Annotated in this window: 15 protein-coding genes and 1 tRNA gene; 5 read left to right on the forward strand and 11 right to left on the reverse strand. The window is 69.1% G+C overall.

Annotated elements, in window-relative coordinates:
* Positions 1-230: 230 nt before the first annotated feature.
* The 3 genes from ACWDVB_RS15750 to ACWDVB_RS15760 all read right to left on the reverse strand — a co-directional run bounded on the left by ACWDVB_RS15750 (position 231) and on the right by ACWDVB_RS15760 (position 3,310).
* Positions 231-1,247 carry a DUF2637 domain-containing protein gene (locus ACWDVB_RS15750; RefSeq protein WP_451515359.1) on the reverse strand — a complete coding sequence of 339 codons (1,017 nt, stop codon included), beginning with the start codon at positions 1,245-1,247 and terminating at the stop codon, positions 231-233.
* 420 nt (positions 1,248-1,667) lie between these two features.
* Positions 1,668-2,336 carry an ATP-binding protein gene (locus tag ACWDVB_RS15755; RefSeq protein WP_451515358.1) on the reverse strand — a complete coding sequence of 223 codons (669 nt, stop codon included), beginning with the start codon at positions 2,334-2,336 and terminating at the stop codon, positions 1,668-1,670.
* 53 nt (positions 2,337-2,389) lie between these two features.
* Complete coding sequence (locus ACWDVB_RS15760; RefSeq protein ID WP_451515357.1) at positions 2,390-3,310, reverse strand: hypothetical protein; 921 nt, start codon at positions 3,308-3,310, stop codon at positions 2,390-2,392.
* Positions 3,311-3,785: 475 nt separating this feature from the next.
* Between ACWDVB_RS15760 and ACWDVB_RS15765 the strand changes: the two genes are divergently transcribed.
* Genes ACWDVB_RS15765 through ACWDVB_RS15775 form a run of 3 tightly spaced genes read left to right on the forward strand, consistent with a single transcriptional unit; the run spans position 3,786 to position 6,042 of the window.
* Entirely contained in the window at positions 3,786-4,043 is a 258-nt protein-coding gene (locus ACWDVB_RS15765) for a helix-turn-helix domain-containing protein (protein WP_030561284.1), read from the forward strand.
* 55 nt (positions 4,044-4,098) lie between these two features.
* Positions 4,099-4,482, forward strand: coding sequence for a helix-turn-helix domain-containing protein (locus tag ACWDVB_RS15770; RefSeq protein ID WP_451515356.1), 384 nt, complete (start codon positions 4,099-4,101; stop codon positions 4,480-4,482).
* Positions 4,483-4,509: 27 nt separating this feature from the next.
* Entirely contained in the window at positions 4,510-6,042 is a 1,533-nt protein-coding gene (locus ACWDVB_RS15775; protein ID WP_451515355.1) for a LacI family DNA-binding transcriptional regulator, read from the forward strand.
* An 82-nt stretch (positions 6,043-6,124) separates the two neighbouring features.
* On the opposite strand, the gene ACWDVB_RS15780 is transcribed toward ACWDVB_RS15775, so the two are convergent.
* The 5 genes from ACWDVB_RS15780 to ACWDVB_RS15800 all read right to left on the reverse strand — a co-directional run bounded on the left by ACWDVB_RS15780 (position 6,125) and on the right by ACWDVB_RS15800 (position 9,905).
* Positions 6,125-6,589, reverse strand: coding sequence for a hypothetical protein (locus tag ACWDVB_RS15780; RefSeq protein ID WP_451515354.1), 465 nt, complete (start codon positions 6,587-6,589; stop codon positions 6,125-6,127).
* Between the two features lies 1 nt (position 6,590).
* The gene (locus tag ACWDVB_RS15785) at positions 6,591-7,454 is read right to left on the reverse strand and encodes a TIR domain-containing protein (RefSeq protein ID WP_451515353.1); all 864 of its coding nucleotides are present in this window, start codon (positions 7,452-7,454) and stop codon (positions 6,591-6,593) included.
* 241 nt (positions 7,455-7,695) lie between these two features.
* Positions 7,696-7,769: transfer RNA gene (locus tag ACWDVB_RS15790), tRNA-Pro, on the reverse strand.
* Between the two features lie 51 nt (positions 7,770-7,820).
* Entirely contained in the window at positions 7,821-8,516 is a 696-nt protein-coding gene (locus ACWDVB_RS15795; RefSeq protein WP_451515352.1) for a Pr6Pr family membrane protein, read from the reverse strand.
* 435 nt (positions 8,517-8,951) lie between these two features.
* Entirely contained in the window at positions 8,952-9,905 is a 954-nt protein-coding gene (locus ACWDVB_RS15800; protein ID WP_451515351.1) for a metallophosphoesterase, read from the reverse strand.
* 117 nt (positions 9,906-10,022) lie between these two features.
* On the opposite strand from ACWDVB_RS15800, the gene ACWDVB_RS15805 reads away from it, so the two are divergent.
* Entirely contained in the window at positions 10,023-10,487 is a 465-nt protein-coding gene (locus tag ACWDVB_RS15805; RefSeq protein ID WP_451515350.1) for a GatB/YqeY domain-containing protein, read from the forward strand.
* A 158-nt stretch (positions 10,488-10,645) separates the two neighbouring features.
* Here the strand turns inward: ACWDVB_RS15805 and ACWDVB_RS15810 are convergent, their stop codons facing one another.
* The gene (locus tag ACWDVB_RS15810) at positions 10,646-12,961 is read right to left on the reverse strand and encodes a transglycosylase domain-containing protein (RefSeq protein WP_451515349.1); all 2,316 of its coding nucleotides are present in this window, start codon (positions 12,959-12,961) and stop codon (positions 10,646-10,648) included.
* A 519-nt stretch (positions 12,962-13,480) separates the two neighbouring features.
* Between ACWDVB_RS15810 and ACWDVB_RS15815 the strand changes: the two genes are divergently transcribed.
* The gene (locus tag ACWDVB_RS15815) at positions 13,481-13,825 is read left to right on the forward strand and encodes a WhiB family transcriptional regulator (RefSeq protein WP_030782081.1); all 345 of its coding nucleotides are present in this window, start codon (positions 13,481-13,483) and stop codon (positions 13,823-13,825) included.
* A gap of 96 nt (positions 13,826-13,921) precedes the next feature.
* Here the strand turns inward: ACWDVB_RS15815 and ACWDVB_RS15820 are convergent, their stop codons facing one another.
* Complete coding sequence (locus tag ACWDVB_RS15820) at positions 13,922-15,358, reverse strand: ArsA family ATPase (protein ID WP_451515348.1); 1,437 nt, start codon at positions 15,356-15,358, stop codon at positions 13,922-13,924.
* Positions 15,355-16,335 (reverse strand): ArsA-related P-loop ATPase, encoded by a 981-nt coding sequence (locus tag ACWDVB_RS15825; RefSeq protein WP_451515347.1) that lies wholly within the window; start codon positions 16,333-16,335, stop codon positions 15,355-15,357. The genes ACWDVB_RS15820 and ACWDVB_RS15825 overlap by 4 nt, the downstream gene beginning before the upstream one ends.
* Positions 16,336-16,341: the final 6 nt, after the last annotated feature.

Raw genomic sequence — 16,341 nt, forward strand, 5'->3', positions numbered from 1 at the left:
CTCCCTGTGGGGCGGAGGCCGGGTAAGGACTCCTTACCCGACAACTTGCTGCGCGTGTGACGGAGGTCATGGTCGTCTGACGCTGAGCTGCGAGGGGTTCATGGTGCTGGTCGTGCATGCGATGGATCTCCGTGGGGTGCTGGTACCGGGTGCTTGGCTGTGTGCGGCCCCTGTGCCCCGTGCTCGTCGGCACGGGGCACGGGGTGGGGCGAGCGGTGCGTTGGCCGGGGTCAGACCGCATCGGTCGGGGCTGTGCTGAGTTCCCTCTGTGGCTGGGGGGTGGCCTCGTCGGGGCTCTCGAGAGGCTCGGCCGCGAAGCCGTCGTCCACGACGGGCTCGGAGTGGCCGGTCCGCTCGGCCCGCAGCTGGTCGCGCACGACGCGAGCGCGCTTCTGGCCGATCCGTAGTTCGTTGCGGAGACGCTCGGCGGTCAGTTGGTCTTCGCTCCAAGCGGCGGTCAGGAGTCGGGCCTCGTCGAGGACTTCGGCGTCGGTACGGGAGCGGGTGCGGTCGGCGGTCGACTTGGCGGTGGCGGGACCCCGACCGGTCGCCTGACGCGGGGCAGCTCCGGTCGACTCCGCCACAACCGACCGGGGCGGTCCGGCAGCGGGGGCGGGGACCGACTCGTCGGTCTCGGTCGGCCTCGCCACGGGCGCCTCGGCGACCTCCACAGAGGTCGACTCGGCCAGCTGGTCGAGGGCCGATTCGGCCTGGTCAGATGCCGACCGGGCAGCCTGCTCACTGGCTTCCTGACCGGCCGACTCGTCGGCTTGTCGGCTGACCGACTGGGCCGAGGACACCTCGGCGGAGTCGGCCGACTCGGGGGTGTGGTGCAACACCTTCGCCACGAGGTCCGACCCGAAGTAGATCGACCCGACCGGGAGCGAGGTTGCCAGCAGCACCAGGGCCCAGTTCGCAGGGTCCCAGTCGGCCAGTCGGCCCCAACGGATCGACGAGGTGTGCAGGGCCGGAGCGAGGCCGTGCACGTAGTTCAGAAGGAGGCTGGCGATCGTGTAGGTCGCCAGGACCCGCAGCGCGAACTTCCGGTCGGCGCCAGGCAGCACGAGTGTGGCGACCAGTGCGAGCGCCATCAGCCCGTCGACCACGATCGGGTAGAGCAGGGCGGCGGTGGAGTCGGCGCCGATGGCGCGGGCCACGTCGGACAGCGCGTTCCATGAGACGCGGAAGGCCATGAGGACGACGGCCGCCAGGCCGATGACCAGGATGATGCGCCCGTTGCGGTTCACGCGACGCTCCCCAGTTGGTGCGGGTGCCCGGCGAGCATCGCCAGGATCGTCATGCTGGCGAGGGCCTCGTCGCCGGTGTCTGGAGTGAGCGGAAGCAGGGTCGGTGCCTGCGTGGGTTCTGCGGTTGCCGCGTATGGCTGTCAGTGCGCTCGGGCCGGGGGAGGACAAGGCAATGGGCTCCAGGGTGGAGAGGCGGGGCTTGTGGGGTGGGGGTGAGGGGCGTTCACGCGGGTCCGTTCTGAAGGGGGCGCTCGCGTGATCGCTCCGCGCGCACCGGTAGGGATTCAGCCGACGGCGGTGAGGCAGCGGACGGTGGCGTAGGAGCGGGTCTGCTCGTCCCTCTTCGGCAACGCCGTCGGCCTTGGTGGCCAGCTTGCTGTCGACGAGACGGTCGAGGCGGCTCCGGGGAGCAAGGGCCTGTTAATACCCGCGCGGGCCGGTGACCGTGCCGCGTCTGCGGTCGGGGCCGTCGAGGATGACGCGGCGGGTCATTTCGGCGAGGCGGGAGGCGACGCGGTCGCCAACGGCGGTGCGAAGGTCGGCGATGGGGAGGTTGGTGGTGATGAGGGTGGGCAGCTCGTGGACGTACCGGTGGTCGATGAGTCGGTAGGTCAGCTCCTCGGTCCACTCTGATGCCTTGGCGGCGCCGAGGTCATCGAGGAGCAGCAGCGGGCTGCGGGCCAGTTCCTGGAAGCGGCGTTCGCCGTCGTGGCCCTGGCGCGGGCGCAGGGTGGCGTGCAGCTCAGCGGTGGTGATGGCCTCCCAGCGCAGCCGGACCCCGGCGCCGAGCAGCGAGCGGATGGCGCCGTACGCCTGGTAGGTCTTGCCGGTTCCGGTCGGGCCCGCGATCAGCAGCGAAGGGCCGTAGGCGATGCCCGGTGCGCCGCCCGGCCCCGGTCGTCCGGCAGCCGCGATCTCCTCGACCCAGGCCGACACATGGGCGTGGTCGGCCAGTGCGTCGCGGTAGCGGCGCGGGATGCGGGCGGCGGCCAGCTCCAGCGCGGTCACCGGCCCTGGCAACGGCGCTGCGTCGACCGAAGTGGCGGGGGCAATGTCGCGGGCGGCCAGGATCGCCTCCAGCTTGGCCATGGCGCTACCCAGTTGGTGTGGCTCGTGGGCAGAGATCGCAGAGGTCGCGGTGGTCACAGCTCACCCCCGTACGCGGCCTGCGCGTCGACCGGGTTGGTCCACGGCCGGTGCCCTGCGGACGTGCCGCTCGACGAGGGCGGGTTCATAGCCTCGTTGACCAGGCTCGGCAGCACGCTGGGATGCAGGCCCTTGGCCCGCAGCCGCTCGAGACCGGCGCGCACGTACACCGCGTCGATGCCTTCGGCGAGCAGGCGGGCGGTCTCCTTGCCGAGATGCCCCAGGAAGCCTGTGGGCGGCCGGTTGGCGCATGCGGCGGAGTACTCGGCGATGAGCGCCTTGGCCGAGACGGACTCGGGTGCGGGGGCGCTCGCACCCCCCACCGGAGGTGATCCTAGATCCAGGATCCTAGGTCCTAGATCCGGACCATGAGGGCTCACTGAGTCCTCAGTGAGCCCTCCCGGAATGTTCGGTGATGCCTCACTGAAACCCTCCTGAGCTGCGGTTTCGCCGCTCTTCACTGAAGGCTCCCGCAGAGTGCGCGACTCCTCAGCGAGGACTCCGGGAGAGCTCACCGAAGGCTCCGTGAGTCCTGCGTGATGGCTCCCGGAGGGCTGCGCGGGCCGTCCGCCCTCGTGGCGCGGGCAGGCGGGGCAGCGGCTGCCGCTGGGCCGATTGATCTTCTGGTGCTTGGCCCAGGTGACGATGTGCAGGTAGTTCTTGCCGTCGTGGCCTTCGTAGCGGCAGATCAGGCCGGCCCCGGCGAGCTGGGTGAGGTCGTCCTCGACCGCCAGCGGGCCGTGCTCGGGGCGCAGTGCCCACAAGGCACCGGCGATGACGGCGGCTTGGTCGCGGAAGCGGCCGTGGTCGTCGGCCTGGGTGAGGAGCCCGAAGAAGGTCCGTTCCGCGGAGATCGAGACCTCGGCCAGCGACTCAGAGACGAAGGCTTCCGGCTTGATGGTGCGTATCCGTGCCAAGGCAGGTGGGTGTCCTCACTCGGTGGCCGGGCGGTTGGGCAGGGCTCACCATCGTTGGTCGGGGGAGGGGGAGAGGGGCGGTTCGCGACCTACGGCGTGGCGTGCGCCGCAGGCATCCGCGTATCCGGAGGTGTCGTCAACACAGCCACACCCCACCGCATAAGTCCACCCCCATCTCTCACGGCAGAAATGCCGCTGGAAATGAGGCGGGCGGCGCCCCGCCAAAACAGTAAGACGTGATCCCCGGTCGCCGAAATCGTCGGCACAATTAGCCGAGCCAGAAGGATCACAGCGCCGCACAGTTGACGGCCCGCTGCCGGGGAAGCTACAACACAACACCGCACGTCAGGGCATGGTTGGGCATTCCACCCCCGATCCCTGAATGCCCGAGTTGCCGGTTTGGGAATCGCGGCGGTGCTTTATAGCAGACGATCCCCGGTTAGCGAAACCGGAGAAGGCGAGCTACAAAAAACCCATGGCAGCCCGACCCCTTCAAATCGGTCCAGTAGGAATCCGGACCGCCCGAACCATCGAAATTCTCCGTACCGAGCGCGGACTTTCCCAACGCCAGCTCGCCGCCCGTGTGACCGCCCTCGGCCACCCGATGTCGAACACGGCGCTCTCCCGTATCGAACGCGCCCAGCGTCGCTGCGACATCGACGACCTCGCTGCCCTGGCCCAGGCCCTCCACGTCCCGCCCTTCGCCCTCCTGGAGGGCGACACCGCGCTGTGATCGCGGGCATTCCAACTCATGCCCCCAGCACCGCCTACGTAAGGACCCCTCACTCTTGCCCCAAGCCGCAATACCCGCCGCGCCCACGCCTGCTCCGCTCCGCCCCGAAGGCGGCTCCTCGCTGCCGCGCCTCTACGGCCCCGAGGAGATCGCCGACGTACTCGGCTGCTCGGCCTGGTGGGTCAAGGACCGCGCCCGCCGACGGCTCATCCCCTTCACGAGGGTCGGTCGTGCCTACCGCTTCACCGACGAGCACCTAGCGGAGATCATCCGCATGCACGAGACCCGCCCCGCAATTCCGCGGCAGCGAGCCGAAGCTCCTCCTGCGCCCAAGTCCCCCTCACCTCAACCTTCTCCCTCGTCTGCCGCATCCACGGCTCGCCTGCGCGCCCGGCCACCACGCCGAGCCCGTCAGAGCCAGTTCGGGACAGCCGCCTAGCCGACGACACAAGAAGGGGAGGAATCCGTGGGTTTCGCGGAGAAGCGCGGAAACTACTGGCGCGGCCGGTACAAGATCGCGCCCGGCAAACACCTCACGGTCGCCGACGACAACGGTAAGGCGATCAAGTTCGCCACCAAGGGCGAGGCCCAGCGCGCCGCGAGCGAGGCCGAGAACAAGTACCGGCGCGGAGACTGGCGTGACCCGGCACTCGGCCAGGAGACCTTCGGCGAGTACGCGAGTCGCTGGTACGCCGCCCAGGACCTGGCCGCCTCGACGATGCAGAACTACAAGCGCCACATCGAGGAGCACCTGCTCCCCGACTTCGAGGACAAGGCGCTCGCAGGCATCCTGCGCACGGACGTCGAGCTATGGGAGAAGAAGGAGCGGGCCGCGTACGCGGCCTCCAGCGTCAAGACCTGGCGCTCCACGCTCCACCTGATCTTCGAGGACGCGATCGACGAGGGCCTGATCACGTCCAACCCGGCAGCGAGGCGTCGAGGCCGAGGCAAGCGCGCCGGCCGCTCCCGCGACCGCGGCCCGGAGAAGGTCGTCACCGACGCCCTCGGTATCCTGCTCACCGCTGAGCGGGCGGCCCTGCTCTCCGGCCGCGACGACGAGTTCGTCGCCACAGTCCTCAAGGGCTACACCGGCAAGCGCTGGGGCGAGATCGTCGGCCTGGAAACGGAGTTCGTACGCCGCGGCGCCTTCCGCGTCGAGTGGCAGCTGTACGAGCTCGACACCGGCGAGCTGGTGCGCTGCCCGCCCAAGGACGACAGCTACCGCACCATCGACTCACCGGACTGGCTGTCCGCCCTGGTCCTCAACCACATCGCCCGTACGAAGCCCCTGCCGTGCCCCTGCCACGGCAGGACGTACGTCTTCAGGGGCCAGGGTGCAGCCCGCACCGGCGGCCACCTGGGCGCGAAGCTGGCCGATGTCGCACGCCGCGCCGGAGTCTCCACCGGCACGGTTTCCAACGTCCTCAACCACCCCGACCGCGTACGCGAGGACACCCGAGCCCGCGTCGAGCAGGCGATCGCCGACCTCGGCTTCGTACGTGACGGCACCACATCGGAGCACGCGGCCCACTGGCGCCGAAACGGCTTCGCCACTTGGTTGTTCACCCCGGCGGTCTCCGGCTGGTACCCGAAGAAGGCACCCCAGGAGCCACGCCCGGTGCCCATTCTCGGCAAGCCGTGGCCCGGCATCCCGGCCCGCGGCCGAGGAGCTGCCGCTCGGGCGGACGCTTGCTGGCTCCCGATCGCCAAGGGCCTCACGCCCCACGGCCTGCGCCACACGCACCGCACGATGATGGACGACCTCGGTACCGAGAAGGTCCTCATGGACGAGCGGATGGGCCACATCGACGGCTCGGTCTCGGCCCGCTACGCCCACGTCACGTCCGGCATGCGCCAACGCCTCATGGCTGGCCTGACCGAGCAGTGGGAGGCAGCGCTCGGCGCCCGCCTTGCGATGTGCCCCACGTCGCCGGTGCGGGTACTCAATGATCTCCTGCGTGTACGCCGCGAGGTCCGCAGTCTCACGATGCCTCGATGATGTGCGTTTCCCGTGCCCCACGTGATAACCCCATGGGGCACAGGGATCCGCTTCGTGTGACCGATCTTTCGATTGCCCGGGATCAGACGGCGAAGGCTTGACCGCAGACGAGGCAGTGGTGCGGCCCCGACGCGTCTTCGGGGACCTTTACCGGCTCGTATGAGTGGCACGGGGATGTCACGATGACCATGTCGTCTGGTTCTGTGAGGGGAGTGGGTACGTCTGGGGCATTGACGCCGCCCTTGAAGTTGAACTTCACGTGCTTGCTGTTGGCACCCTTGAATGCGGTCCGTAGTTCTTGCTCGATCTCCCGGGCCGCCGCAGGAAGAGTCACGCCTTGGGCGTATTCGAGCTGCTCCTGCGTCCACCAGGAGTCCATCCCTGCTGGCTGCCCGCACAAGGGGCAGTAGTAGGCCGCCGGGGCGGGCTGTTGCTCGGCCTCCTCGTTCGCCGGACCGTGATGCCACTTGAACTGGCGTACGCAGCGCGGGCATTGCCGACGGAGAAACCCGTCGTGATCCAACGGCAAGGTCATCTGGATATCCATGTCACGCCCCGCTCACGAACTCGTCGATCTCGATGGGTGTTCCATCAGCAGTCTTGCCGGTGATGGTGATGGTGAAGTACGAGTTGGAGCGCGCCGCGAGAGAGTCCGACGAAATGCGCCCTACACGCACGGACTTGCCTGCGGGCAGCTTCGGGACAGGGAACTCGTTGGCGTTTCGGACGACGAGCCCTATCGTGTCGTCCGCGTCCACATCTAGCTCGTACACGTCGCCGGGTCCGTGGTTGGTGATCTGAACCTCGCCGATCTTGCCGCGCCCGTTGTCGACGTACCGGGCCTCCAGCCGAGGCATACCAGACGCGTGTGATGACGGCAGCTTCCGGCCCATCGGGAGCCCGCCGCCAGGTGAGATGGGTGGGGTCAGGTCTCCAGCTTCGTGCCAGTCCGTTCCGGTCAACCGCGTAGCACATCCTGCGGTTCTCAGACGGGTCGCGAGGTCCTGCCGCTTCTTGATGCTGTCGTCGAGCCGCACGACATGTCGTCCGTGGATGTCGCTGAAGACCTTTACTTGCCCGAGTTCCACGATCACCGTGCGGTCCTCGTGTCGGCCCATGGCCATGCCCGCCTCGAAGAGCACGTTTGGGCGGGGTTGCATCTGAGGGCTGCACTCGGGATCGCCCGCGTAGGTCAGGCTCTCGTGCAGGTAGGTGACATCGTCAGGCGTCTGGAGGACCACGACGGCCTGGGCGCTCGCGAAGGCTGTGTCGAGGACTTCCCCGATGTAAGGGGAGCCCTTCCCGGTCATCTGGATGGCTTCCGACCACTCGATTGGATCCAGCCCGATCGCCCGCAGAAACTCGAACAGTCCCTTGCGGGCGGGTTCATTGCGTCCGTGGATTACGAACACCTTGCGAGGGTCGACGCTGCCCTCGGCTGCACTAGCTGTCATGTCTACCTCACCGCTTAGGGTCGAGGGTGGAGTCTGTTGCCAGAAGACGCTAACGGTAGGCACTGACAGTCGGGGGGATGTGTGTGCTTGGGAGCCCGATCCTGAGCTCGGCTCCCAAACGGCTCCCAAAATGGCCCTCGAACGCACATCAGGCCCGGTACTGATCTCTCAGTACCGGGCCTGACCTGCTATTTCTCTGTCGGGGTGGCGGGATTTGAACCCACGACCTCTTCGTCCCGAACGAAGCGCGCTGCCAAGCTGCGCTACACCCCGATGTCGTTGCTCCAGTGGCCCCGCATTGCTGCAGGCCCGTGGCGACATCGATTACTTTAGCGGACCGGCGGCCTGAGACGAAATCCGGTTTTCGGGGCCCCGGGGCTGAGGGCGGATGTGGTCCACGGTGACGGTCAGCAGGGCCAGTGCGTAGAAGGCCAGGCCGAAGACGGTCGCGTTGCCGAGTACGCCGGTGTAGCCGTGGATGGTGACGTCCAGGAACGGGTACGGGTAGCGGGCCGTCGAGCCCGGGGGTATGAGGGCGCCGCGGGTCAGGGCGAAGGCCAGGTACGTCAGGGGGTAGAGCAGCCATCCGGCCGCGTGGCGGGGGCGCAGGCCGCCCGGCCTGGTGAGCAGCAGCCAGTCGAGGGCCACGCCGAGCGGCGTCACGGTGTGCAGGAGCTGGTTCGAGAGGGCGTGCCAGTGCGGCGATGCCGACGCCGGTCCCTCCGTCATGGAGAAGCCGCTTGAGCCGTTCGCCAGGACCAGGTGGTAGACGAGGCCCGTGATCGCGATGAAGAAGAGCGTGGCGCCGGTCAGCCATGGCGGGAGTGGGCGGCGGCCCCGCCACGCCCGCCATGCGGAGAGGCCGAGGACCACCGCCACCAGCAGGTTGCTCTGGACGGTGAAGTAGCTGAGGACGCGTTGGGGGCTGCCGGTGGCCAGGTCGATCACGATTCCGGTCACCGCGGCGACGGCGATCAGCGCGCGCAGGGCGGCCACGAGGGGACGGCGTACGGGTGGCACGACCGCCTCCGCGGGGACACCCGAGGCGCTTGAGCTGCCCGAGGCGCTGGAGCTGCCCGAGGTGCCTGCGCTGCCTGAGGTGCGTGAGGCGCTCGAGGTGCCTGCGCTGCCCGAGGGGGTTGGAGCGATCATCCATCCACGGTAGGGGCATAGGCGTCGGAGGCGTCGGGGGCGTCGGGGGCGTCGGGGGCGTCGTGGTGGGTGGTTCATGGGTGGTTCTTAGGGCTCCCGCCTCCGGGCCTCCGGGCCTCCGGGCTCCCGGGCTCCCGGGCCTCCGGGCCTCCGGGCTCCCGGGCTCCCGGGCCTCCGGGCTCCCGGGCCTCCGGGCTCCCGGGCCTCCGGGCTCCCGGGCCTCCGGGCTCCCGGGCTCCCGGGCCTCCGGGCCCCCGGCCCCCCGGGAGCCAGGTGCCCCGGGAGCCAGGTGCCCCCTCGGCTTCAGGCCGCGCGGCCCGCCCCCGCCCCCACCCCCCGCGACGTCAGCGTAAGCAGCGTCGCCTCCGGCGGGCACGCGAACCGCATCGGCGTGTAGCGGTTCGCCCCGCATCCCGCCGACACGTGCATGAACGACGTCCGCCCCTCCGCCGTATGCGTGGACAGGCCCTTCACGCGGTCCGTGTCGAGGTCGCAGTTGGTGACCAGAGCCCCGTAGAAGGGGATGCAGAGCTGCCCGCCGTGGGTGTGGCCGGCGAGGATCAGCGGGTAGCCGTCCGCCGCGAACGCGTCCAGGCAGCGCAGGTACGGGGCGTGCACGATGCCCATCGAGAAGTCGGCCCCGGCGTCCGGACCGCCTGCCACGCGCGCGTACCGGTCCCGTTTGATGTGCGGGTCGTCCAGGCCGGTGAGGCCGATCTCGTAGCCGTCGATCTTCAGGGCGCCGCGGGTGTTCGTGAGGTTGACCCAGCCCGCCTCGTCGAAGGCGTCGCGCAGTCCCTCCCAGGGGTTGTGGATGACGCCGACGGCGGGTGCGTTGCCGTTCAGACCGTGCTTGCCCTGGGCTTTTTCGAACAGATAGCGGGCGGGATTGCGCGGCTTCGGTCCGTAGTAGTCGTTCGAGCCGAAGACGTACGCCCCGGGGAACCGCATCAGCGGGCCGAGCGCGTCCAGCGTCTCCGGCACGCCCTCGGGGTCGGAAAGGTTGTCGCCCGTGTTGATCACGAAGTCGGGGCGCAGGCCCGCGAGCGAGCGCAGCCACCGCTGCTTCTTGCGCTGCCCGGACACCATGTGGATGTCGGAGACCTGGAGGACCCGCAAGGGGCGCATCCCCGACGGCAGCACGGGCACCGTGACCCGCCTCAGCCGGAAGGAACGGGCCTCGAAGCCCACCGAGTAGGCGAGACCGGCCGCGGCCGTCGCCGTGATGCCCAGGGGTACTGCGTATCGCGCGCGCATCCTCCCATCGTGTCAGACGCCGGCCGGTCAGAATCCGGAGGGCGCCCGGCGGCAACCGGCCCGCGCCCCAGGGAAATCGGCGGGCAGGAAACCGCCCGCACCTGCCACAATCAACCCATGACCACGCTCAAGTCGAAGCTGCAGGAAGACCTCACCGCCGCGATCCGGGGGCGCGACGAGCTGCGCTCCTCGACGCTCCGGCTGACCCTCACCGCCGTCACGAAGGAGGAGGTCGCGGGCGTCCAGGCGCGCGAGCTCTCCGACGACGACGTCCAGAAGGTGATCGCCCGCGAGGCGAAGAAGCGCCGTGAGGCCGCCGACGCGTTCGGACAGGCGGGGCGCACCGAGCAGGCGGAGCGGGAAAAGGCGGAGGGCGAGGTTCTCGCCGAGTACCTCCCGAAGCAGCTCTCCGACGACGAGCTCCAGGCGATCGTCGCCCAGGCCGTCGCGGAGGCCAAGGCCGCCGGCGCCGAGGGCCCGCGCGCCATGGGCCAGGTCATGAAGATCGTGAACCCGAAGGTGGCGGGCCTCGCCGAGGGCGGCCGCGTCGCCGCCACGGTCAAGAAGCTCCTCGCGGGCTGATCCGGCCCAGCCGCTTCCCCGCGTACACGTACGTATATATACGTACGTGTACGTATGTGTACGTATACACATGCGCGTACGCAGATGAGGGCGCCCCCTGCTCCAGGGGGCGCCCTCATCTGCGTACGCAAGCGGTACGTACGCAGGTAAAACCCGTACTACCGGCGCCAGCCTCCGCCGATCCCGCCCCCATTGCCATGACCGCCGCCGTTCCCGGCGCCGCCGAGCACGTCCGGCGGGATGCTGATGTCCGGCCACGGGTTGCCGCCCCCGCCGCCAACGACGCCGCCCCCATCACCCGGCTTGCCGTCGTCGTGGCTCCCGCCCCCGGGCCCGCCCCCGGTCTCGCCGCCGGTTCCGCCCTCGTCCCTGTGCTTGTCCCTGTCCCTGTCCCTGTCCTTGTCGTGGCTCTTGTCCCCACCGGGGATCTGTACGGAGTTGAAGTCCGGCGCCGGCTTGCCCGTCAGGGCGCCGTTCATCGCGTCGCGCCAGATCGGGCCCGGCACCTCGCCACCGAAGACCTTGTCGTACGTGACTCCGCCGATGGGGATGTCGACCATCTGCCGCTTGTGCTGCGGGTCGCCGACCCAGACCGCGCCCGACATGTTCGGGGTGTAGCCCACGAACCAGGCGGCGTAGCGGAAGTCGGTCGTACCCGTCTTGCCCGCGCTCGGTCGCGAGCCGAGACCGGCCTGCTGGCCCGTGCCGTCCTCGACCACGCCTCTCAGGAGGGTGTTCATCGTGTCCGCCGTCTTCTCCGACATCGCACGCGAGCACGTCGACTTCGGCACCGGCAGAGACTTGCCGCCGAGCGTGGTGATCGACTCGATGGCGATCGGCGAGCAGTACGTGCCGCGCGAGGCGAAGGACGCGTACGCGCTCGCCATCGTCAGCGGCGACATCTCCTGGGTGCCCAGCGCGATCGACGGCGCCTGGGCCATCTCCTTGCCGTCCGCCCGCTCGACGCCCATCTTGTCGGCCATCTTCGTCACCGGGCAGATGCCGATGTCGCCGATGAGCTGCACGTAGTAGGTGTTGACCGACTTGGCGGTCGCTTCCTTCATGCCGTACGGGCCGACCTCGGCTTCGTTCTCATTGGTGAGCTTCTCGTTGTTGGAGTTCACCCAGTTCTTGCCGTCACAGGCCGAGACCCGCGCCGGATACGGCATCTCGTACGGGGACGAGTACCTCTGTCCGGCGGACTTGCCGCCCTCCAGGGCCGCCGCCGCGACGATCGGCTTGAACGTCGAACCCGGCTGGTAACCCGCGCCGCCTCCCATGGAGTCGTCCACGGAGAGGTTGATCGTGGTCTCGTTCTTCTGGAAGCCGTAGGGCCGCGACTGGCCCATGCCGAGGATCTTGCCCGTGCCCGGCTCGACGATGGTGGCGGCGGTCGCCACGTCGTCGGTCTTGTTCACGTGGTCCTTGATGGACGCCTGCACCGAGTCCTGCGTCTGCGGGTCGAGCGTCGTACGGATCCTCAGGCCGCCGCGGTTCCAGACCTTGGCCCGCTCTTCCTTCGTCTTGCCGAAGACCGGGTCGTTGAGGAACACCTCGCGTACGTAGTCGCAGAAGAAGCCGGCGCCGCTGACCGCGGTGATGCAGCCGTTCTTGGGCCGGCTCACCTTCAGGCCGAGGTCCGTCCGCTTCGCCTTGGCTGCCTCCTGCTGCGAGATGTCGTGGGTGTCGGCCATGCGCTGCAGCACGACGTTGCGCCGCTGGGTGGCCTCCGCCGCGTCGTTGACCGGGTCGTACCGGCTGGGCGACTGCACGATGCCGGCGAGGAGCGCGGCCTCCTGGAGTTGCAGGTCCTTGGCGGGCTTGGAGAAGTAGCGCTGGGACGCGGCCTCGATGCCGTACGCCTGCTGACCGAAGTAGGTGATGTTCAGGTAGTTGTTGAGGATGCGCTTCTTGCCGAGCTTGTCCTCGACCTGGATCGCGTACTTCAGCTCGCGGATCTTGCGGCCGAGCGTCTGCTGCGTGGCCTCGGCGACCTTCGTCGGGTCGTCGCCCGCCTCCTCGACGAAGACGTTCTTCACGTACTGCTGCGTGAGCGTCGAGGCGCCCTGGGAGACGCCGCCGCTCTGCGCGTTCTGGTTGAGGGCGCGCAGGATGCCCTTGAGGTCGATCGCGCCGTGCTCGTAGAAGCGGGCGTCCTCGATGGCGACGATCGCCTTCTGCATGTACGGCGAGATGTCCTTGAGGGGCACCACCGTGCGGTCACGCGAGTAGACGGAGGCGATCTGGCCGCCCTTGCTGTCCAGGATGCTGGTGCGCTGACTGAGCGGCGGCTGCTTCAAGTTGGCGGGGATCTCGTCGAACCCCTCTACGGAACCCTTGGCCGCGAGACCCAGCGCTCCGGCCGCGGGCAGGGCGATCCCGGCCAGCACCGCACCCGCCAGCACGCTGACACCTAGGAACTTCGCAGCCTGCTGAATCGGTGACAGACCACCGCCGGAGCGCTTCTTTCCCATGAGAGCAGCCTAATCCGTAGTCAACGGCGTTCCGAGGGAGTGGGTGTTCCTCGGGATGTTCGAGTGCCGGATCGTGACATCCAGGGGGTCGGTGGTCCGCGCCATCTCGGATCGGTGGACCGCGCCGTCCCGGATCGTGGACCGCTCTGCGTCGAATCGCCGGACAGGGGCCAATGCCTTGGCCTAAGCTGCTCTCAACTGTCACAGCAGTGCGGTGCGGCAGCAAGTCCTCCGCCGCTTCCGGATCCGATGGATTTATGTCCGTATACGCCCTATGTGGCGTCAGGTATCCGTTGTGACTCAACTGAACCGTCCCGGTTTGCCGGGTTCCTCACGCATGTCGCCAGCTCACTCCGTCGGGTGATCTGCCGCTTACGCATAGTCCGTTCGGGCCATCCAAGATTGGGCCCGAAGGGGGTGTTGCGCTGTGCCCACCTTCCGTAACGTCCTCAACTGGCGGCGGTGAATATGCCGCTGCCGCCGTGGGGGAGCCTCGATTCGGGAGAGGACGGCGCCGGTATGGGCTGGGTAACCGACTGGAGTGCGCAGGCGGCCTGCCGCACTACCGATCCAGATGAACTGTTCGTTCAAGGAGCAGCGCAGAACAGGGCCAAGGCGGTGTGCACCGGATGCCCGGTGCGGACCGAGTGCCTGGCCGACGCGCTCGACAACCGCGTCGAGTTCGGCGTGTGGGGTGGCATGACGGAGCGTGAGCGCCGCGCACTGCTGCGCAGGCGTCCCACCGTCACCTCATGGCGCAGGCTCCTGGAGACAGCGCGCTCCGAGTACGAGCGCGGCGCGGGCCTGCTGCCCGTGGACTTGGAGGACGAGGAGACGTACGAGAGCTACGCGGCGGTCGGCTAGCGCCATCGGTGGGCCAGGGGCCAGCGCCATCAATGGGTCAGCGTTCGGCTGGTTCTGTCCGGGTCGGCCCGGCGCGGGGCTCGGCGTGCCCGCCGTTCAGCCCGCCAGCCGGTCCCCAACGGCACGGAGCCCCGTGAGGTCGTGCACATCGCCCGGCAGCGCGGCCACTTCTGCCACCGCCACCTCGGGGTGGAGCGCGGTGAAGCGGTCACGCGTGCGCTGCTCACGCGCGAGCAACTGCATGCGCTCGGCGTGCAGCCGCAGCAGCCCCGCCGTCAACCGCTCGACGGACGGGTCGGCGGAGGGGTCGGTCGAGGGGCCGGCCGATGGTTCAGCAGGCGATGCGACAGGTGATCCAGCAGGTGATCCAACAGAGGATTGATCAGAGATTTCAGCAGGGACTTCAGCAGGGTTTTCAGCCGTGGGTTCGTCGCGAGTCTCAGAAGTCGCCGGATTATCGGAGGAGTTACGACCTCCAATCTTCCCGTCCTCCTGATCCACAATGCCGCTCTCATCAAGATTTTCCGCGGCGGCAAGCGCCCGCTCGGCCGACAGCTGAGCGGCACCGCTGCCGTGCACACGGTTCAGCACCAGACCGGCCAGCGGCATGTCGTCGGCGGCCAGGCGCTCCACGAAGTACGCGGCCTCCCGCAGCGCGTCCCGCTCCGGCGAGGCCACCACGAGGAACGCCGTGCCGGGCGCCTGCAAGAGCCGGTATGTGGCGTCCGCCCGCTTGCGGAACCCGCCGAACATGGTGTCCATCGCCGCCACGAACGTCTGTACGTCGCGCAACAGCGGCCCGCCGAGCAGCTTGCCCAGCGCCCCCGTCATCATCGACATACCGACGTTCAGAAACTTCATCCCGGCTCGGCCGCCCACCTTCGCCGGCGCCATGAGCAGCCGGATCAACTTCCCGTCCAGGAAGGAGCCCAGCCGCTTGGGGGCGTCCAGGAAGTCCAGCGCCGAGCGCGAGGGCGGCGTATCGACGACGATCAGGTCCCACTCGTCGCGGGAGCGCAGCTGGCCCAGCTTCTCCATCGCCATGTACTCCTGCGTGCCCGCGAAGCCCGCCGAGAGCGACTGGTAGAAGGGGTTGCCGAGGATCGCGGCGGCCCGCTCCTTGTCCGCGTGCGCCTCGACGATCTCGTCGAAGGTGCGCTTCATGTCGAGCATCATGGCGTGCAGTTCACCGGTGCCGGTGCCGGTGCCGGTGCCGTCGATGTCCTTGACCCGCCGCGGCACGTTGTCGAGCCGGTCGATGCCCATGGACTGGGCGAGCCTGCGCGCCGGGTCGATGGTCAGTACGACGACCTTGCGGCCCCGCTCGGCCGCGCGCAGGCCGATGGCGGCCGCCGTGGTCGTCTTGCCGACGCCTCCGGAGCCGCAGCACACCACGATGCGGGTCTTCGGGTCGTCGATCAGGGCGTCGACGTCCAGCGTGCGGGTGGAGCCCAGCGCGCGGACGGCGTCCAGGGGCCGTGCCGAGTCGGAGCGCCGTGCCGAGTCGGAGGGCCGTACCGGTTCCGGGGTCATGCGATCCCTTGCTTCCGCAGTGCCGTGGCGAGCTCGTAGAGGCCCGCGAGGTCCATCCCGCCCGCCAGCAGCGGGAGTTCGTGGAGGGGCTGACCGAACTCCGTGAGGACGGCCCGCTGGTCGCGCTCCAGGGCGTACCGCTCCGCGTACTCCGCGGCCTGCTCCAGGAGCGGGTCGACGAGCCGCTCGGCGTTCCCGCCCCGCCGGGCGCCGCCGAGGCCCGCGGCGGACAGCGACCTGGCGATGGCCGTACGAGGCGCCTGCTCCAGGCCCAGCTCCAGTTCGGCCTCGTCCAGCAACGCCGTACGCACCATGTTCACGATGACCCGCCCCACGGGCAGCCGCGCGGCCCGCAGCTCGGCGATGCCGTCCGCGGTCTCCTGGACGGGCATCTCCTCAAGGAGGGTCACCAAGTGGACCGCGGTCTCGGGCGACTTGAGGACCCGCATCACGGCCTGCGCCTGGTTGTGTATGGGCCCGATCTTCGCGAGCCCCGCGACCTCGTCGTTGACGTTCAGGAAGCGGGTGATGCGCCCGGTCGGCGGGGCGTCCATCACGACGCAGTCGTACGCGTACCGCCCGCTCTTGTCCTTCCGGCGGACGGCCTCGCAGGCCTTGCCGGTCAGCAGTACGTCCCGGAGTCCCGGCGCGATGGTGGTCGCGAAGTCGATGGCGCCGAGCTTCTTCAGGGCCCGGCCGGCTCCCCCCAGTTTGTAGAACATCTGGAGGTAGTCGAGCAGCGCCAGCTCGGGGTCGATGGCGAGGGCGTACACCTCCCCGCCCCCGGGAGCGACGGCGATCTTCCGCTCCTCATAAGGCAGCGCCTCCGTCTCGAAGAGCTGCGCGATGCCCTGTCTGCCCTCGACCTCCACGAGGAGGGTGCGCTTGCCCTCCGTCGCGAGGGCGAGCGCGAGGGCGGCGGCCACCGTGGTCTTGCCGGTACCGCCCTTGCCACTGACGACCTGGAGCCTGCTCACACTCGT

This window comes from Streptomyces sp. NPDC003379, from assembly GCF_053589195.1.